The organism is Oceanisphaera ostreae, assembly GCF_042676125.1.
Taxonomy (GTDB): domain Bacteria; phylum Pseudomonadota; class Gammaproteobacteria; order Enterobacterales; family Aeromonadaceae; genus Oceanimonas; species Oceanimonas ostreae.
Genome location: NZ_JBHTJS010000040.1, coordinates 22,163 through 40,705, shown reverse-complemented (window position 1 = coordinate 40,705; position 18,543 = coordinate 22,163). Strand labels below are relative to the sequence as shown.

13 protein-coding genes are annotated in these 18,543 nt (G+C 52.8%); 5 read left to right on the top strand and 8 right to left on the bottom strand.

Annotated elements, in window-relative coordinates; all coding sequences use genetic code 11:
* Positions 1–233 precede the first annotated feature (233 nt).
* Complete coding sequence (locus tag ACFQ1C_RS11135) at positions 234–2,573, top strand: putative bifunctional diguanylate cyclase/phosphodiesterase (RefSeq protein WP_379558688.1); 2,340 nt, start codon at positions 234–236, stop codon at positions 2,571–2,573.
* A gap of 3 nt (positions 2,574–2,576) precedes the next feature.
* Entirely contained in the window at positions 2,577–4,577 is a 2,001-nt protein-coding gene (locus tag ACFQ1C_RS11130; RefSeq protein WP_379558687.1) for a diguanylate cyclase domain-containing protein, read from the top strand.
* 29 nt (positions 4,578–4,606) lie between these two features.
* Here ACFQ1C_RS11130 and ACFQ1C_RS11125 read toward each other — a convergent pair whose 3' ends face one another.
* The 6 genes from ACFQ1C_RS11125 to ACFQ1C_RS11100 all read right to left on the bottom strand — a co-directional run bounded on the left by ACFQ1C_RS11125 (position 4,607) and on the right by ACFQ1C_RS11100 (position 12,656).
* On the bottom strand, positions 4,607–5,842 hold the full coding sequence (locus ACFQ1C_RS11125; protein ID WP_379558686.1) for a glycosyltransferase: 1,236 nt from the start codon (positions 5,840–5,842) through the stop codon (positions 4,607–4,609).
* A 338-nt stretch (positions 5,843–6,180) separates the two neighbouring features.
* Complete coding sequence (locus ACFQ1C_RS11120) at positions 6,181–7,641, bottom strand: mannose-1-phosphate guanylyltransferase/mannose-6-phosphate isomerase (protein WP_379558685.1); 1,461 nt, start codon at positions 7,639–7,641, stop codon at positions 6,181–6,183.
* 59 nt (positions 7,642–7,700) lie between these two features.
* Positions 7,701–8,384: a pseudouridine synthase gene (locus tag ACFQ1C_RS11115; protein ID WP_379558684.1), complete on the bottom strand. Its 684-nt coding sequence runs from the start codon at positions 8,382–8,384 to the stop codon at positions 7,701–7,703.
* Between the two features lie 243 nt (positions 8,385–8,627).
* Positions 8,628–9,047, bottom strand: a complete 420-nt coding sequence (locus ACFQ1C_RS11110; RefSeq protein ID WP_379558683.1) for a GNAT family N-acetyltransferase — start codon at positions 9,045–9,047, stop codon at positions 8,628–8,630.
* A 290-nt stretch (positions 9,048–9,337) separates the two neighbouring features.
* Positions 9,338–11,689 (bottom strand): Tex family protein, encoded by a 2,352-nt coding sequence (locus tag ACFQ1C_RS11105; protein WP_379558682.1) that lies wholly within the window; start codon positions 11,687–11,689, stop codon positions 9,338–9,340.
* A gap of 565 nt (positions 11,690–12,254) precedes the next feature.
* The gene (locus tag ACFQ1C_RS11100) at positions 12,255–12,656 is read right to left on the bottom strand and encodes a DUF4168 domain-containing protein (protein ID WP_379558681.1); all 402 of its coding nucleotides are present in this window, start codon (positions 12,654–12,656) and stop codon (positions 12,255–12,257) included.
* Between the two features lie 164 nt (positions 12,657–12,820).
* Here ACFQ1C_RS11100 and ACFQ1C_RS11095 point away from each other — a divergent pair, with 164 nt between their 5' ends.
* Positions 12,821–14,350 carry a sensor histidine kinase gene (locus ACFQ1C_RS11095; RefSeq protein WP_379558680.1) on the top strand — a complete coding sequence of 510 codons (1,530 nt, stop codon included), beginning with the start codon at positions 12,821–12,823 and terminating at the stop codon, positions 14,348–14,350.
* A gap of 2 nt (positions 14,351–14,352) precedes the next feature.
* Positions 14,353–15,759 carry a sigma-54-dependent transcriptional regulator gene (locus ACFQ1C_RS11090; RefSeq protein ID WP_379558679.1) on the top strand — a complete coding sequence of 469 codons (1,407 nt, stop codon included), beginning with the start codon at positions 14,353–14,355 and terminating at the stop codon, positions 15,757–15,759.
* Positions 15,760–16,000: 241 nt separating this feature from the next.
* Here the strand turns inward: ACFQ1C_RS11090 and greB are convergent, their stop codons facing one another.
* Both greB and zigA read right to left on the bottom strand, forming a co-directional pair.
* Entirely contained in the window at positions 16,001–16,486 is a 486-nt protein-coding gene (gene greB / locus ACFQ1C_RS11085; RefSeq protein WP_379558678.1) for a transcription elongation factor GreB, read from the bottom strand.
* An 85-nt stretch (positions 16,487–16,571) separates the two neighbouring features.
* Positions 16,572–17,780 carry a zinc metallochaperone GTPase ZigA gene (gene zigA, locus ACFQ1C_RS11080; RefSeq protein WP_379558677.1) on the bottom strand — a complete coding sequence of 403 codons (1,209 nt, stop codon included), beginning with the start codon at positions 17,778–17,780 and terminating at the stop codon, positions 16,572–16,574.
* A gap of 100 nt (positions 17,781–17,880) precedes the next feature.
* On the opposite strand from zigA, the gene ACFQ1C_RS11075 reads away from it, so the two are divergent.
* Positions 17,881–18,507: a DUF1826 domain-containing protein gene (locus ACFQ1C_RS11075; protein ID WP_379558676.1), complete on the top strand. Its 627-nt coding sequence runs from the start codon at positions 17,881–17,883 to the stop codon at positions 18,505–18,507.
* The last annotated feature ends 36 nt before the right edge of the window (positions 18,508–18,543 follow it).

Genomic DNA, 18,543 nt, shown 5'->3' with positions numbered 1-18,543 from the left:
CGAAATTCCTTGTCTAACAAACGTGCCGGCCGAAAGCGCCTTAGCTGCTTGCGGTGCTTACTTGCATGCATGGCGGCGAGAGCGCTGACCTGTGGGATGTAAATGAAGTTTTATTTTCTTGATCTAGGTCAATAGTGAAAATCTGAAAGTGTGTTGATATGCGCGGCCGCTTGTTATCCATAATCGTCATATTTCTGCATTTATATCGTTCAGGACCCAGGGGGCCCTTTTTCTTGATACTCCATCTTATTCAAAACGCCGCTTTGCTGCTGTCGCTATGTTGTCTGCAATCGATCAATAACCGTTTCTTGGGTTGTAATGGTAAGACGGGCTCTTTTATATCGGGCTTGTTGTACGGTCTAACCTGCGTGATTGGCATGATGAGTGCTATTGAACTAGAGGGAGGCTGGATATTCGATGCCCGCAGCGTGGTGCTGAGCATGGCTGCGATATTTGGTGGCCCTCTAGTCGCTGTTATCGCGGGTTTTATTGCGGCTGCTTATCGGTTCTGGCTGGGTGGAGCGGGTATGTGGGGCGGCATGAGCGTTATCGTGCTAGCCGTGCTGCTGGGGTGGGCGTATCGTTATTTTCACAGTCGCAACAAGGTTGTTCAGGGGCTCTGGTCGCTGCTATTTTTTGGTCTGCTGCTGCATATTTTGATGCTGATAAATCTTCTACTGCAGTCTACGGCTCATACGGCTGGCATGGTCATGCAGGCGGGTGTGGCCATGCTGCTGGTCATGCCCGTTGCTACTGTGTGGCTGGGCTGGATGCTGGTAAATATCACAAGGTTGGCTCGCGATGAGCAGGAGCTGCGCATTGCGGCCACAGCTTTCGAAATCCGCCAAGGGCTGCTGATAACTGATCCCGACAGTCGTATTCTGCGAGTCAATCGAGCGTTCAGCACCATCACCGGTTATCAGCCGGATGAAGTAATCGGACAAAAAAGCAGCATACTTAGCTCTGGGCGTCATGACGCGGCTTTTTACCGGAATATGTGGCAGCAGCTGACGGCGACGGATCGGTGGCAGGGTGAAGTATGGAACCAACGCAAGAACGGTGAGATATATCCTGAATGGCTGTCGATTGTCGGAGTACGCAATATCAAGGGACAACTTACCCACTATGTGGCCTCGATTGATGATGTTACTAAGCGCAAAGCCGCCGAGGCGCGTATCCGACACCTAGCTCTCTTCGATACGCTGACCGACCTGCCCAATCGTAATCTGCTGCTGGATCGAGTACAGCATGCCATAAATACCTGTGCGCTTAGCAAGCGGTATGCCGCGTTGCTGTTTCTCAACTTTGACGGCTTCAAGGGTATCAACGATCTACATGGGCGTCAGTTTGGCGACGAGCTGCTATGTCGAATCGCCACCCGACTTAGTAATGGCCTGCGTTCCAGTGATACGCTGGCGCGGCTTGGTGCCGACGAGTTTGTGGTTATGGTCGAGAGTCTGGACGACGATCGTCAAGAGGCCACTACCAAAGCCGAGCAGTGTGCAATTCATCTGAAGCGCGTATTAGGTAAGCTGTACCGGTTCAATGAACTCGAACTGCACAGCCGTGTCAGCATTGGCATTACCCTGTTCAATGACGCCGAACACACTGGAGAAGATCTGATACAGCAGGCCGAGATGGCCATGCATCAGGCCAAGGCGGCGGGCAAGGACGCGATACGTTTCTTTGATCCTACCATGCAGGAGACAGTCAGTGCGCGACTGCGTCTAGAGGAAGACATTCGCCGCGGGTTACAGGCTGAAGAGTTTATACCCTACCTGCAGCCGCAGTTGGATGAGCGCGGTCGGGTGCTGGGCGCCGAAGTGCTGGCTCGCTGGCAGCACCCCCAACGGGGCCTGCTCACTCCGGGAGTTTTTATCGAGGTGGCCGAACAGGTCGGTATGGTGGAGCAGATAGACCTGCAGATGCTGTATCAGGCTTGTCATCAGCTGGCATTGTGGCGACGAGAACCGGCCACCGCTTCACTGAGCTTAGCCGTCAATCTCAGTGCTCGGCTGCTCTATCAAACGGACTTCATTGACCAACTGCTCCAAATTCTGGCCCTGAGCGGTGCTAATCCGCAGCGGCTGAAGCTTGAGCTAACAGAAACCATATTGATCGACGACATGTCGGTTGCCATTGCCCGCATGCACCAGCTCAGAGAGCATGGTATTCGCTTCTCAATTGACGATTTCGGCACCGGCTATTCGTCACTGGCCTACCTGCAGAAGTTGCCGCTGGATCAATTGAAAATCGACCAATCCTTCGTGCGCGACATGATAGAAGATGAACAGAGCTTGGCGATTATTCGCGCCATCTGTGCCTTGGCCGCCAGCCTGCAGCTGGAGGTAATTGCCGAGGGCGTGGAGACACAAGAACAACACGCTATGCTGCAGGATATCGGCTGCGGCTACTTTCAGGGTTACCTGTTTGGCCGACCCATGCCGCTGGACGAGTTTGAGCGGCTGCTGATGGCTAACCAGCCAAAACCGTCGTTGCAGTTGTCGTCAGACCACAGCAGGTCAGAGGCGAATACAGATAACGAGATGATCACTGCCCGAGCGAGGCGTTAAGCCATGTTGTTGAATTACAGAAGGGTGTTGTTGTTTTTTATGGCGAGCATGGTGCTGGCCGAGCTTGCGATCATGCTGATGATGAAATGGCTCGGGCTGGGCATCCTGGGGTTTTGGCTGGTTGCACTGTTTGATGCCACAGCTGTGTCACTGACGGCCATTATACTGCTCTGGGGTCTGACGAGCCGTGCCGGCGGGCTAAGTACGGATGCCCAATTGAAGACTGGGGCTATAGTGTTTGTGACCGAGCTGCTGGTTATGCTGATGTTACCTATGGCCGACGATGGATGGCTGTTTTTCTGGCTCGATGCGGTCTTGTTGTCCGTGGTAAGTGGTTTACTTATTAACTGGCAGGTTTTGCTGCCTTTGCAGCGCGGCAAGAAGACTTGGTCAACTGAGGTTACAACGTCCATTTTTTGGGGCGGTTTATGCACTTATCTGAGTCTGATGACCTGTGCTGGCATCATACTGCTCTCCGTTTATCAGCAACAACAGCAGCAGCGATATGAAGAGGTTAGTGCGGCTGAAATGTCCCATCTCGATACTATCAGGCAGGAATTGCTGGCCAATCTGCACGAGGCGGCCCTCGATCTCACCCTGCTTGCCGGCCAGGCGGAACGTCTTGTTAGTCAAACTGGGCTCGACTTCGGCGAACCGCAGTTGGCGACCGATTACATGACGTATTTAAAGGTGAGGCGCGATTATGCCATGTTGCGCTTGATTGATAGCCAGGGTGAGGAGCGGGTCCGCGTGGAGCGGTCGCGAGGCCAAGAAGCGGTTAATATTCCTGCAGGGCAACGGCAGAATAAGTGGCAGCATGACTATTTCGGCAAGGCCATGCAGTTGGCAAAGGGAGAGATCTACATCTCTGAGCTGGAGTTGAATATCGAGCATGGTCAGATAGAAATTCCCTACAATCCGGTTATCCGCTTGGCGACGCCCTTTTTTGACGAGGCAGGCAACAAGCGGGGCATAGTTATCATCAATCTGATGGCCGAACGTTTGCTGCAGGGCTTGTCTCGCCCGCGGCAACCCCTAATGGGGCAGCTGATACTGCTGCATAAAGATGCAGGTTGGCTGTATGGTGTTGAGAAAGCGCGACTCTGGGGCTCGGTGCTTGACGAACGACGTCAGCACCGCTTTGCCAATAGTCATCCTGAGGTCTGGGATCAGATGCAGGGAGGTAGCGAAGGAATTTCTCGGGCCCCGGAGGGACTGTATGTTTACCAGAAACTGACTGCGCGCGATCATCCGGTACTCGGTGCCATGACGGTCGATGAGAGCGGGTTGCAACCGCCCCAGTGGTGGCTTATTTCCGTTGTCGACCGCGCCGTATTCGAACAAGACATGGTCAAAATTCGTCACTTGCTGCTAACGGTGTCGCTGTTCTTTGCCGTGCTTACCGCCATTGGCATTTTGTTGTTCAGCCACACCCTGAAGAAGCGAATCGAGGCGGAGAGAAAGTTGCATCACTTGGCGCATTTCGACTTTCTCACCGGGCTGGCAAACCGTGCCCTGTTTAGCTGCACCCTACAGCGTGAGCTACAGCATAGCCGGCGCAGCGGCGTCGACTCGGCACTGTTTTATATGGATCTGGATAACTTCAAACCCATTAATGACAGGCTGGGCCATAACGCCGGTGATACTGCACTGAAGGAGGTGGCGCGACGGTTGCAGCACAGTGTGCGACCTTACGATACGGTGGCCCGCATGGGCGGTGATGAGTTTGCCATCCTGATGACCGGCCCCATTAGGCCGGAAGATATCGACACTCTGGCCAAGCGCATCCTTAATGCCTTTGACTTGCCCGTCGAGGTGGCAGGGCAGCCGTTCCTGCTGGGTGTCAGTATCGGTGTTACCTTGTTGCACCAGAGTTTCACTAGCCACGAACAGGCCTTGGCAGTGGCAGATCAAGCCATGTATAACGCCAAGAAAACCGGTAAGCACTGCTTCTTCTTGGCGCCGACACCCAAGATGTCGAAAGATACCGATGATAGGTCATAAGTGGCTCGAACGAGTCTAGATGAAGTGGCTCAGCCCTTGGGGGCTTCCGCGTTCTTAGCGGCAATCCATTGCGACATATACTTGGTGCTCATCATGCTGTGATGACGCAGCATACTGCCGGTAAAGTTGGCTAAGCGGTGTTCATCTAACTGGCTGGCTATCTCTTCGATGTGGCTGATTAACTGCTCGCCTAATTGCTCACCATCATAGCGTTGTTTTAATAGTGCCGTGCCTTGCAGCTGCGCCTGCTGCCAGCGTACTTCATCTTGATACAAAGCCACTGCCGCATCGGCAAATTGTTGCGCATCTTGGGCAATCATCCCCGGCCACGGCAGCTCACCGTGCATGCCTTCACTGCCAATATCCGTGGTCACGCTGGGCGTTTGCATCACCATGGCATCCAATAACTTACCTTTAATACCCGCGCCAAAGCGCAATGGTGCTAAGCAAACTCGGGCCCGTTCCATTACTTCAAACGCATCATCTGCCCAACCCTTTATTAAAAAGCCAGCTTTCGGATTATGTAGGGCGGTGGCTTTCGGGGGCGGGTAAGAGCCGTAAATATGCAATTCGGCTTGGGGTAATTGCTTGCGAATAAGTGGCCAAATTTGCTGTAAATACAGCACCGCATCCCAATTAGGTGCGTGGCGAAAGTTGCCGATGGTCATAAAATGCTGGCGCTGGTCAAAATCGCGGGTGCTAGCGGGTAGTGTGCTTAAGTCGACCATAAACGGTAGATGGTGCAGCAAGCGGGCATCTACCTTGAAGGTACCTTGCAACAGCTGCATTTCATAATCTGAGATAATCAGTGCTAGATCGCAGCGTAAAATAGCGGCAATTTCACGCTTGGCAATATCGCTAAATAAGTCAGCGGTGGTCATCTCACGATTGGCTTTATGGGCCTGATAGCGCGCTTGGCGCAAGCACTGTAAGTCTTCGGTATCTAACACCCGCAGTGCATTAGGGCAGTGTTTTTCTACTCGCCAGCCAAATTGTTCTTCCATCATAAAGCGGTCAAACATGACGACATCAGGCGCGTAATTTGCCACATAAGAGTCGAAACTGTCGCAATTCAGCACTATGCTCTGGCTAGTTATCCCTTCGGCACTAAGATCGGTCATGTGATCGGTAGGCTGCGCTGGTGTAGCAAACTCGACTTGCCAACCTTGTTGCTTATAAAGCCGCAATATCGACAACATATGACTGCCCGCCGCCGACGAGTTAGGTTCGGGCCAAACATAGCCAATCACCAATACTTTTTTCATTGCTTGCCTTCTTTATTTAGCTGAATTCAAAAGATAAAAAACCTATTTTTGCCACGGAAGAACACGGAATCCACGGAAAATAGTGATCAGATCGAAGATAAAGCGTTAAGCCGTCAGCTGTAAGCCATAAGTTTAAAGACAAACCCTTAGAGATCTTTTGTAGGCTATCGCTTTAGCTGATAGTCCCGTCTCAGCGGGATTTTAAAACCATCCTGCTGCGCAGAACGAACAGCGGCACCGGTTCACCTATTACACGGATAAAGGCACTGCTTTGCGGCCCTGTCCACCGCGGGCAATGAGTGGGTTTGAGTGTTTGTCTTTAACGTATGGCGTACAGCTTAACGCTTCCCGCGTTCTGTTCGGCCGTAGTGGTCTTCAAAACGCACTATGTCGTCTTCACCTAAATAAGTGCCCGACTGCACTTCTATTAGCTCTAAGGGCAGTTTGCCCGGGTTTTCTAGCGCGTGCAGCTGACCCACGGGAATATACACCGACTGGTTTTCCGTCACTAATCGCACCTGATCACCTAGCGTCACGCGGGCGGTGCCACTGACTACCACCCAATGTTCGGCTCTATGATGATGCATTTGCAACGACAAACGACCCCCTGGATTCACGGTAATACGCTTAACCTGATAACGATCGCCACTGTCTATGGCATCAAACTTACCCCAGGGGCGATGACACTCACGATGCACAATATGCTCTTGTCGGCCTTCAGCCTCCAACTTAGCCACCAGCTGTTTTACGTCTTGTTCATGGTCTTTATGGGCCACCAGCACTGCATCTTTAGTTTCGATGATCACCACATCTTGCACGCCTAACGCCGCCACTAAGCGATGTTCAGCCACAATGAGGCTATTACTCACCTGCTCGGTTAACACATCGCCACGCAGGGTATTACCTTGTGTGTCGGGAGTAAGCTGTTGCGCCAGTGCCGACCAAGAGCCCACATCGCTCCAACCGGCGGCTAATGGCACCATGGCCGCCTGTGTGGTGTGCTCCATTACGCCATAATCAACAGAAATGTTGGGACAGGTAGCAAACGCGGCACTATTAAGGCGAATAAAGTCCAGATCACGCTCACTCTTGGCTAAAGCGGCTTCACAGGCGGCCAATACCTGTGGTTGAAAATGCACTAACTCTTCCAGATAACGCCTTGCCTTAAACATGAATATGCCGCTGTTCCAGTAATAATGACCGTCAGCTACATAGTGATTAGCCGTGTCTTGGTCTGGTTTTTCTACAAATTCGGCCACCTCAAAACCTGTGGTATTGGCGATAGGAGCTCCGCGGTGCAAATAACCATAACCGGTTTCGCCGTGGGTAGGCGTAATGCCAAAGGTAACCAGCTTGCCTGCCTTAGCTAAGGGTAGCGCGGCTATTACTGCGGCCTGAAAAGCAGGCACATCGGTAATGGCATGGTCGGCTGGCAACGCCAGTATGATGGCGTCTGTATCCTCTATTTTATCCGGCACAGAGGTGCAAGCTGTCTGTTGTTCGGCATACAAAGCCGCTAATGCGAGTGCTGGCGCCGTATTACGGCCCATGGGCTCTAGCATTATTTGCGCAGAGCTGCCTGGCAGCTGTCGTACTTGCTCGGCGGCTAAAAACCGGTGTTCTTCATTGCAAATTAATAGCGGAGTCTGTATTTCTAGCCCTTTAAGCCGAGTAAGGGTGGCTTGCAGCATAGAAAGATGAGGCGTTAGCAGCGGCAAAAACTGCTTAGGATGCTGCTGGCGTGACAATGGCCATAAACGGGAGCCATGGCCGCCAGCCAAGATCACGGGGAACAACATGGACTTATCCTTCTGCTGGGGTGGCGGGGCCTGGTTTTGGACCTGAGTTTGGACTTGGCTCAAAAGCTGCCAACCTCATCGTTCGTGAGGTGGCGCCACTGACCCAGCGGCACATTCAGGCGAACGGCACCTATCTGTTCCCGGTGCAGGCTGACTACTCGGTTGCCAACCGCCGCAAACATACGCTTTACCTGATGAAAGCGCCCCTCAGTAATGGTGAGCAACACCTCTTTTGGGCCAATCGGTTCCAGCCTGGCCGGCAAAGTGGCAGCGCTTTCTCCCTGCAACAGCAGGCCCCGGGCAAAGGTGGCTGCCACTTCTGCTGCCAGCGGGTCCCGCAGGCCGACCCGGTACACTTTTTCACATTGTTGCTGTGGTCGTATGATATTGAACGACCAGCGGCCGTCGTCGGTGAGCAGCACCAGGCCGGTGGTGTCCGCATCCAGGCGGCCGACGATATGCAGGTCGTCTGCTCGGTCGATATCCAGCCGATTAAACAGCGAAGGATAGACACCGTCCACGTTCGAGCACAGGGTGCCGGCTGGCTTGTGCATCATGAGGTAACGCGAGGGCCGGGCGACCAGTTGCCGTCCGGCCAGGGTGATTAGGTTGTTTTCATGTACCTGGGTCGCCTCATCGGTCACCACGTCACCGTTGACGATAACCTCGCCGGCATGGATGACCCGTCTGGCCTCGGTTCGGCTCAGGTCGGTACTCTTGCAGATGAATTTATCGAGGCGCATGGCAAACCCAGCTGATGGCAAAGAGCGTTATTATCGCACAGCTGCGCGCTCGGGGTCAGTCAGAGAACTGGGCATTGGTGGCATCGCAAACGATATCGCTTCATGGCCGCTGCGCCAGAGGCAACACAGCCGCCCCCTCGACATGCTACGAGTACATCCATGTAAGCTCGGACATGCCATCCCTGCACTTCACGGTAGAAGAGGCCCTTTGTCCGACCTTATAAAGAAAAATAGAACTGTTATTTATAACGACTTTTCCATGGACATGTGGGGGATCCCTGCATCCATAAACTCGTCACCGTAGGGAGTGAAACCGAGCTTGGCATAGAAGTCGACGGCATGGGTTTGCGCGCCTAGATATACCCGCGGATAACCCAGGCGAGTGGCCTCGGCGACCAGCGCCTGTACCACTTTGGCACCCAACCCCAAGCCCCTAAAATCCGCCAAAATAGCGATGCGTCCAATATGGCCATCATCCTGCATCCGGCCGGTGCCCACATATTCACCGTCTACCACCGCCAGCACATGCATGGCAGAGGCATCTAGGCCGTCGAACTCCAGCTCAGGCGACACTCCTTGTTCTTGCATGAATACCGCCTCGCGAATGGCGCGAATATACGGGCTATGAGCGGTGTCGTAAGCAACGAGTTGTATGTCTGACATTGTGGTTCCTTGGTTAATAATTAAAGATTAAAGACTTTTTCGCCACGGAATCCACGGAATCCACAGAAAAATTAAGCTGAGATTAGACCGACCAGTCATAAATTCTATTTATTGGCAAAAGCTCGGTCTCCGATAGTCCGGTGTTTGGCTCTTAACATTAATAAGCATTTTCAGATCTGATCACTATTTTTCCGTGGTTTCTGTGACTCTCGTAGCAAACAAGCGTGGCAAATATTTATCTTGGCTTTGTTATAGGCTGAGGCACTTACCGCTGACAGCTATGCAGTCAGTTATTTCTTCTTCTGCATTGCCGCCGCGAGTGCGGCTTCCATGGCGCTTTGGGGCGCGGCTTGCTCGCGGCGGGCAGGGCGCGGCTGGCTTTGGCTGTTATTACTCACGTTTCTATTGCTCGGATTATTTGGGTTCCGCTGCGGGCTAGCACTGCGATCGGTGCGCACATTGCCACTGCCATGGTCGGCGGCGTTTTGCTCCAATCGCATGGTGAGGGCGATGCGTTTACGCTGTAAGTCTACTTCCATCACTTTTACTTTTACTATGTCGCCGGCTTTTACTACTTCGCGCGGATCTTTAATAAAACGGTCGGTGAGGGCCGAGATATGCACCAGTCCGTCTTGATGCACGCCAATATCCACAAAAGCACCAAAGTTAGTGACGTTGGTGACTACGCCTTCGAGCACCATATCTAGCTCTAGGTCTTTTGGCGTTTCTACCCCTTCCATAAAGCGCGCGGCTTTAAACTCGGGGCGCGGATCTCGACCCGGTTTATCCAGTTCTTTTAAGATGTCTTGCACCGTGGGCAAGCCAAAATCGGCGTCGGTATAGTCTTGCGGGTTAAGTGACTGCAGCAGGCTACTGTTACCAATAATACTCTGCACGGCTTGCTGCTGTTTTTCGACAATGCGCTTCACCACCGGATAAGCTTCTGGGTGAACAGAAGAGGCATCTAGCGGGTTTTTACCGTCGCGAATACGTAAGAAACCGGCACATTGTTCATAGGCTTTGGGCCCAAGGCGAGGCACTTTTAGCAGTTGTTTACGCTCGGTAAACACCCCTTGCTCATCCCGATAGGCCACAATATTTTGCGCCAAGGTCGGCGTTAGGCCAGACACGCGAGTTAATAGTGGGGCGGAGGCCATGTTTACGTCTACGCCCACGGCGTTTACGCAGTCTTCTACTACCGCATCGAGGTTTCGGGCTAATTGGCTTTGCGAGACATCGTGCTGATATTGGCCCACACCGATACTCTTGGGGTCGATTTTCACCAATTCGGCTAATGGGTCTTGCAGGCGACGGGCAATGGATACCGCGCCACGCAACGAAACGTCCAAGTCGGGAAATTCATTGGCCGCCAGCTCAGAGGCTGAATAGACAGAGGCCCCCGCTTCGCTGACCACCACCTTCTGTAATTTAAGCTCATGGCTTTGCTTCATTAGCTGCTCGACCAAACGCTCGGTTTCGCGAGAGGCCGTACCGTTGCCGATGCTCACTAAGCTAACGGTATGGCGGCGACACAGCGCATCCAGCGAGCGTAGGCTTTGCTCCACTTTGTTGAAAGGGGCAAACGGATAAACGGTGTCTTGGGCCAGCAATTTACCAGTACCATCTACCACCACCACTTTAACGCCGGTGCGAATACCCGGATCCAGGCCCATGGTCACGCGGGCGCCGGCAGGTGCCGCCATCAGCAAGTCTTGCATATTGAGGGCAAATACCTTGATGGCTTCTACTTCTGCCTGCTCGCGGGCATGGCCTAACAGCTCGGTTTCCATTTGTAATGACAGCTTCACCCGCCAAGTCCAGCTTATGACACTGGCTAACCAAGCATCGGCGGCGCGGCCTTGGGCTTGCCAGCCAATAAAGCGGGCAATAATAGCTTCGCAAGGGTGGGTTTTAGCTTCGGTGTCTACTACTAAATTTAAGCTAAGCACGCCTTCGTTACGGCCGCGCAACATGGCTAATAAGCGGTGCGACGGCACGCGGCTAATGGGTTCTTGATGTTCAAAGTAGTCTTTAAATTTGGCGCCCGTTTGCTCTTGCCCCGCACTAACCCGTGCCTGTAATTGGCCATGTTGCTGTAAATATTGGCGCACCGCTTCTAGCAAGTCCGCTTGCTCGGCAAAGCGCTCCATTAAGATGTATTTCGCACCGTCTAGTGCGGATTTTTCATCGGCTACGCCGGCGTCCACATTAATAAAACGGGCGGCTATCGTTTGCGGATCTTGCGTGGGATTGTCAAACAGGGTATCGGCGAGGGGCTGTAAACCGGCTTCTATGGCAATTTGCCCTTTAGTGCGGCGCTTGGGCTTATAAGGCAGATATAAGTCTTCGAGGCGAGTCTTAGTATCGGCATTAAGCAGCTCTTTTTTCAGTGCGTCGGTGAGCTTGCCTTGTTCGGTAATGGAGTTGAGGATAACGGCGCGTCTGTCTTCTAACTCACGTAAATAATGCAGCCGACTGTCGAGGTTACGCAACTGGGTATCATCTAAGCCGCCGGTGGCCTCTTTTCGATAACGGGAAATAAAAGGCACGGTCGCGCCTTCATCTAGTAATTTTACGGCTGCATCCACTTGAGATTTAGCAACGGCCAGCTCGGTGGCCAAGGCATGGTTAATATTTGTCATCAATAAAGCTCCAGGCAGAATGGCGATATACGCCCTGCCAATAACGAAAAGGCATGTGCTTAAGGCGAAGATGTGAGCCGATATACGCCTATTATGAAACAGAAGTGAACAGCAAAGAAGGGGGAGGGAGCGTTCGGGAGCTGTAAGCTATAAGCGGTCAGTTAAAGACAAACCTGTAGTCCCGCGCTTTAGCTGCGGGTTCTGCGAAGCAGAATATTTTTGTTCTGTAGCTGTTCGCTTAAAGCTGATGGCTTATACCAATTACAGTGAAGATCTAACTTATTTTTAAGCTGGAGACTCAGAGGAAACAGAGTCGACTACCACGACACGCCATAAACCTATCCATGGGGGCTCGGGAAATGCCATCCTTGGCATTGTCACGGTCGTGGTGGCCGATCTCTGTTACCTCTCTTTAAGCACCGAGTTGTTCGACCTTTACATGAAAGAAAATCAGACCATTTGTTTAGTGCAATTGGTATTACAGCTGCCCGGAGGGCGAAGCCAGACGGCAAAAAGGAACCCTAAGGTCCCTTTGCTTATACTCGTTTAATAGGATTAAGCAGTATTACTGTAGGGCGCTGACTCGCTCTTGCAGTTCGGTATCGGTTTGAATGCGCGATGCGATAGCATTATAGGTGAGGGCATCCAAATTATGGTCTTTTACTACTGCCAGCATTTTTTCTTGGGCTTGCATCTGTAGCTGCTGGGCTTTTTCTTGGTCAGTTTCTTCATTCAATTTTTGGGTGAATTCGTCGCGTACTTTTGCGACATCTTGATTCGCTTCTACAAATTTCTTCAGATCACCATCTGTAATAGGGCCAGCTTGTTGGCCTTGCTCAAATTGCTGAGCTGACGCGCCATTTTGCTGGGCCGGAGCCGAAGCAGGTGCTTGTGCCATAACGGCAGTGGCACCCATACCAAAAGTGGCGAAGGTAATGGCGGCGGTCAGTGTCTTGAGCTTGTTCATAGATGAAACTCCTACTATTGAAAGTACTTAGTACGTTGCAGAAGCCGTGCCAGCTTTTTATAAAAAACATAAGCCTTTGAAATATAACTGTTTTGTATTTTTAAGCTAATAAGTAAGCGGTGAAGGCTATTTTTTTCATCGTTAAATGTGTGTATAAATTACACATGAGAAAAAAATACCCGTTTAAAAGCAACACACCTGCCGTCGAGCAAGAGTCAGGCGCTTGGCGAAAACTGGGCGTCAGTGGTTTGCAACGCACTCTATTAGTGTTTGTAGTGCTACCGTTGGTGCTGCTTACGGCGTTGGGCATTCGCTTTGGGCTGGAGCAGGCCAATCAGTTTCAAGAGCAGCGGCTAAAAAACGACCTCGAGCTAGTCGGCCGAGCCATTAGCATTCCGGTAGGCACCGCCTTAAATAATGGCGATATGGACGCAGTTGAGCTGGCGTTAGAATCGGTGTTTGTACTAGGTGAAGTGTATGGTGCCTCGGTATTTGATGTGGATGGCAATCGAGTTGCCTCGGCGGGCGTCACCGAAACCGATTTGACTCGATCTATTATTCCTCAGCGCATTCGCACTACCGGAGAAGGACAAGAAGCCTTTAGCCGGGTGGCGGGGCGCAATGTGTTCTCCCACTTTCAGCCGCTGTTTGATACCGCGGGCCACATACAAGGGTTGGTACAAATTACCCGCCGCGCCAGCGACTTTGGCCGCGCCTTAGATCAACTCACCATTATTGCCTGGTTGCTGTGGGGGGTGTTTAGTTTAGTCATCTTGGCCAGTGTATTGCTGGGCCATTACGGTGGTGTGGGGCGTTATGTTGATAAGCTGCTTGCACATATGAGCCGAGTGGCCGACGGTGATTTATCTCATAGAGCGGCGTTAAATGGGCCTCAAGAGGTGGCCAGCCTAGCGCGCGGCTTAAATCAGATGCTAGACAGTATAGAGCAGGCCCACCGAGACTTAGATGCCCACCGTGCGGCGGAAACTCAGTTGGTAGCGAAACTGAAAGATAACGAAAAAATGGTGGCCATCGGCAGCATGGCGCAAGGCATCGCCCATGAACTGGGTGCGCCCTTAAGCGTGATTGATGGTCGAGCTAGGCGCTTAGAGCGAGCGGGCAGCTTAAATGAACAGCAGCAGCGTAACTTAAGCGGCATTCGTACCCAGGTACATCGGCTAACGCGCACCGTGCGCCAGTTACTCGACTACTGTCGACCCGCTGCGACTCAGCCGCGAATGCTAACGGCAAACCTGTTAATACAGGATGCGTTGGAAGCGATTGCCCCCGAGCTTGAAGCCAAAGGCTGCCAGTTGACCACACAGTTACCGCCTGGTTTACCGGTCTTTTGGGCCGATGCGGGGCGATTAGAATTGGCGCTGCTAAATTTGCTGCGCAATGCCTTGCAGGCGGCAGAAGGTGGCATGGGTGTTTGGGTGGCGGCAAATAGCCGCTGGTTGGTGATCCGCATTATCGATGATGGTCTCGGCTTACCAGAAAATTGTTCACCCGCTCGGCTTACCGAGCCGTTTTTTACTACTAAACCTCCCGGAGAAGGTACCGGGCTGGGGCTGGCTATTGTGCAGGCCGTGGCCGAAGAGCAGGGCGGTTACTTTACCTTAAGCAATCACGCTGACGGCGGTTGTGAAGCTTGTTTAGTGCTGTCACTCGCCCCACCTAAGAAGGAAGCATAAGCATGGCGCAACACCAACATATTTTGCTGGTAGAAGACGACAGTGGCTTGCGTGAGCTGCTGCAAGAAGAGCTAGAAGCAGAAGGCTATAGTGTGACTGCCTGTGGTGATGCCGAACAAGGTCTGCAACTGCTGCAAACTAGTCCGCCCGACTTGCTGATCAGCGACTTACGCTTACCTGGCGCCAATGGTTTGAGCTTGTTACCGGCACTTAGCACCAGTGAGATACCGCCAGCTGTGCTAATTATCACCGCATTTGGCTCGGTACAGCAGGCAGTGAAGGCGCTACAGGCGGGTGCCGATGACTTTTTAACTAAGCCATTAGAAATGGACCACTTTTTATTAACGGTGGCACGATTACTGGAAAACCGTCGCTTGCGCAGCGAAGTGCAGCATTATCGTAGCTTGCTGGCCATTGAACAGTTTAACGGCATTATTGGCCAAAGCTCGGCCATGGCGCAGTTATTTCATCAGATCCGTCAAATTGCCTCAGCCGACGGCCCCGTATTAGTACAAGGTGAAAGCGGCACCGGTAAAGAACTAGTGGCCCGTGCCTTACATGATCAAAGTAACCGCAAAAACGGCCCTTATATGGTGGTGAATTGCGGCGGTATTCCTAGTGAATTAATGGAAAGCGAATTTTTTGGCCATGCTGCGGGTGCTTTTACCGGGGCTCGCACGCAGCGTGCTGGATTATTTCAGCAAGCCGACGGTGGCACTTTATTACTGGATGAATTGGGGGAAATGCCACTGACGCTGCAAGCCAAGCTGCTACGAGTATTACAAGACGGTAGGGTGCGGCCCGTGGGCAGCGACCATGAGATTCAGCTGGATGTGCGCATTATTGGTGCCACTAACCGCAATCTTACCGAAGCAGTGGCGGATGGCAGTTTTCGTGAAGACTTATTTTATCGACTAGAAACCTTCGCCTTGCAGGTGCCACCATTGCGCGCCAGAGAAGATGATATACAGCGGTTAATCGGCTTCTTTCTGACGCGATTTAATGCGCGTCAACAGCGTAATGTAAAAGGTTTTAGCGATGAAGCATTAGCGATGCTGCAGGGTTATCCTTTTCCGGGCAACGTGCGTGAGCTACAAAATGCCGTAGAGCGGGCCGCCACTTTTTGCGACGGTTCCTTGATTGAAGCACATCACCTGCCACAGCGCATTTGTCAGCAGTCTGAACGGGCACTGTCATTAGAGTTTATGGTGGTTGATCAGGGCAAGAGTCAGATAGGTAATAGTACGGTAAGTAATGATGTCGATGAAAATGCCGAAAGTATGGCATCACTAGAAACCGTACAGCGCCAGTATATACATCGAGTATTAGCCGCCACCGGCAACAACAAACGCCGCGCCGCCGATATCCTCGGCATCACCCGCCGCACCCTCTACCGTTGGATTGAATAGGAAAGCGGGACGCTTTACGCCGTCAGTTAAAGACAAGTTCAACAGATTTCTTTAGGTACTATGCCGTCATACTGGGCGAGCCCCGGTATCTCGGACTGCTAAATCTAAATCGAGATCCTGAAACGAGTTCAGGAAGACAGTAAAAACACCTAACTTTGTAACCCAGCGCTTTAGCTGCCGGTTCCGCGTTAGCAGGAACTGTTTTGTAGTTGTTTTTAACTGACCGCTTATCGCTGACGGCTTAAAGCTGCCCGAAGGGCTGGTACTGAATCTTGTTGATATACCACTCTTTCAGGCCAGAGGGGGTTTGTACCTGTATCCCGTCGTCTACTTGCTTGCCAATGAGGGCGCGGGCCATGGGTGAGTTAATGGTGATGTAATTATTTTTCGGATCCATTTCATCGCTACCCACTATACGATAACGCACTATGTCGCCAGCCTCGTTTTCTAACTCCACCCAAGCGCCAAAAAACACTTTTCCGTCTTGGCGTGGGTCGTAATCAACGATTTTTAGCGCTTCTAACCGCTTCATTAAAAAGCGCACTCGGCGGTCTATTTCGCGCAGTCGTCGCTTGCCGTATATGTATTCAGCGTTCTCACTACGGTCGCCCATGGCGGCCGCTTCCGACACCGCTTGAGTCACGGCAGGGCGCTCTACCTTCCACAGTTCTTTTAACTCTTCGTCCAGCATATGCCAGCCGGCACGAGTGATCAGGTTGGTTTTCATCACTAAGTCTATTTAATGGCCAAACAATTGCTGGCCATTGTGGCTTAGCCTCATCGAAGAAGAAAGCCTGACAAGACCCGATGTGCTATTCCCAGGCAGGGAAGGGATCGGGCAGTTGCTGCCAGTGGTATTCACCCTGAGCCATTTCTTGCGCACTAAGCAGGCAGGCGTCCAGTTGGCGCCGCAACTCGGCTTGGTTCAGCCCCTGGCCGATAAACACCAGTTCTTGGCGCTTGTCGCCAAAAGGCTCTTGCCAGGATTCCGCAATGGCGGCGCGGCTTTCTTCCTCTTGCGGCCAGTCTTCAACGGGAATGGCGTGCCAGAACAGGCCGGCTCCGCCGTGATAGGCGATGCCACCAGCCTGATTCCACTGACCGGCAAAGTCTGGGCGGCTGGCTAGCCAAAAAAAGCCCTTGGAGCGCAATAGCTTGCCGGCCTGCTCGGGTTGCTGCAGCCAGTCGTAAAAGCGTTGGGGATGAAAGGGCGTGCGCGCGCGATAGACAAAACTGCCGATGCCATACTCTTCGCTCTCGGGCACCTGTTCACCGCGCAGGGTTTGCATCCAGCCGGGCGCGCGGGCGGCGCGCTCAAAGCAGAAGCGGCCGGTGCCCAGCACCCGCTCTATGTCTACCCGACCCTGACGGATGGGGATGATTTCGGCCTCCGGATTCAGCCGTGCCAGAATGGCGCTCAGCTCGGCAAGTTGTTGGGCGCTAACCAGATCGGTTTTACTGATCAGCAGCACGTCGCAGAACTCCACCTGTTCTATCAGCAGATCGGTCACGCTGCGACCATCGTCTTCCCCTAAGCTCTCGCCGGTGTCCTGCAGATCCCGAGCGGCATTGAAGTCGGTCAGAAAATTCACCGCATCCACCACAGTGACCATGGTATCTAGCCGAGCCAGATCGCTCAGGCTGGTGCCGTCTTCATCGGCAAAGGTGAAGGTCTCGGCCACCGGCAGCGGCTCCGAGATACCGGTAGACTCAATTAACAGATAATCGAAACGACCGGCGTCGGCCAGGCGACGCACTTCTATCAGTAGGTCTTCGCGCAGGGTGCAGCAAATGCAGCCATTGCTCATCTCCACCAGCTTTTCTTCGCCTCGGCGCAGGGCCACCTGCTGGCCAACGGTGGCGGCGTCGATATTCACCTCGCTCATGTCGTTGACGATCACGGCGACGCGCAATCCTAGGCGATTGTTGAGAATGTAATTGAGCACTGTGGTTTTTCCGGCACCGAGAAAACCGGAAAGCACGGTAACCGGCAGGCGGGGTAAAGGAGCATGATGCGACATGAGAGAGTCCGTTTGGTGACTTGATTGATAATATTACTTGATGTTATAACATAACAGTACATTTTCAGGAAAGCACAACGTCAAGGAACTCTATCCGATCATGATCAGTACAGAACCCTCTTCCATCACGCTCACCGAGATCAGCCGTCAGGGTATTGCACCCAGCGTGTTCACCCGCATTTACGAGCCTGATTGTCAGCTGGTCAACTGGCAACGGCCGCTATCTGTGGCCGTTGCGGATTACGCGGCCGCGTTAAGCCGACAAGATCATGCCATCAGCATGCGCGAGCTGTTGGCACCCGCAGCCGTGTCGGAGGCCTTGTATTCCCGTTTGCCGGACCTGCCCGGTCGGGACGATTTTGTGGCCAATGCGCAGCAGCTGGCAGAGATGTTCGCCTGCCTTTTTGAGCTACGCCGAGTGGGTTTGCGCCTGGCCAGCCTGCAAACCGCCATGTGTCCGCGCTTTCATGTGGACAGGGTGCCTTGTCGCTTGGTAACTACCTATGCGGGGCCGGGTACCCATTGGCTGAATCAGACGCAGCGTAATCAAGTGCTGGACACGGGTGGTCGGGAGCCTGAACGGTGGCAGCGACTGATGGCGGGTGAAGTGGCCCTGCTGAAAGGGGATGGCTGGGAAGACAACGACGGCCAGGGCCTTTGGCATCGTTCGCCGCCGGCGTCCATCGGTTACCGGAGATTGTTTCTGTCGCTGGACTTTGCCGAATAAGGCCCGGGTTTACATCTGTAATCTGGCTCTGGTTGG

Excerpts from the sequence above, each read along its gene's own strand:
- ACFQ1C_RS11120 (WP_379558685.1), bottom strand. The coding sequence starts at position 7,641 with ATGTTGTTCCCCGTGATCTTGGCTGGCGGCCATGGCTCCCGTTTATGG.
- zigA (WP_379558677.1), bottom strand. The coding sequence starts at position 17,780 with ATGTCGCATCATGCTCCTTTACCCCGCCTGCCGGTTACCGTGCTTTCC.
- ACFQ1C_RS11105 (WP_379558682.1), bottom strand. The coding sequence starts at position 11,689 with ATGACAAATATTAACCATGCCTTGGCCACCGAGCTGGCCGTTGCTAAA.
- ACFQ1C_RS11110 (WP_379558683.1), bottom strand. The coding sequence starts at position 9,047 with ATGTCAGACATACAACTCGTTGCTTACGACACCGCTCATAGCCCGTAT.
- ACFQ1C_RS11095 (WP_379558680.1), top strand. The coding sequence starts at position 12,821 with ATGAGAAAAAAATACCCGTTTAAAAGCAACACACCTGCCGTCGAGCAA.
- greB (WP_379558678.1), bottom strand. The coding sequence starts at position 16,486 with ATGAAAACCAACCTGATCACTCGTGCCGGCTGGCATATGCTGGACGAA.
- ACFQ1C_RS11100 (WP_379558681.1), bottom strand. The coding sequence starts at position 12,656 with ATGAACAAGCTCAAGACACTGACCGCCGCCATTACCTTCGCCACTTTT.
- ACFQ1C_RS11075 (WP_379558676.1), top strand. The coding sequence starts at position 17,881 with ATGATCAGTACAGAACCCTCTTCCATCACGCTCACCGAGATCAGCCGT.
- ACFQ1C_RS11090 (WP_379558679.1), top strand. The coding sequence starts at position 14,353 with ATGGCGCAACACCAACATATTTTGCTGGTAGAAGACGACAGTGGCTTG.
- ACFQ1C_RS11125 (WP_379558686.1), bottom strand. The coding sequence starts at position 5,842 with ATGAAAAAAGTATTGGTGATTGGCTATGTTTGGCCCGAACCTAACTCG.
- ACFQ1C_RS11115 (WP_379558684.1), bottom strand. The coding sequence starts at position 8,384 with ATGCGCCTCGATAAATTCATCTGCAAGAGTACCGACCTGAGCCGAACC.
- ACFQ1C_RS11130 (WP_379558687.1), top strand. The coding sequence starts at position 2,577 with ATGTTGTTGAATTACAGAAGGGTGTTGTTGTTTTTTATGGCGAGCATG.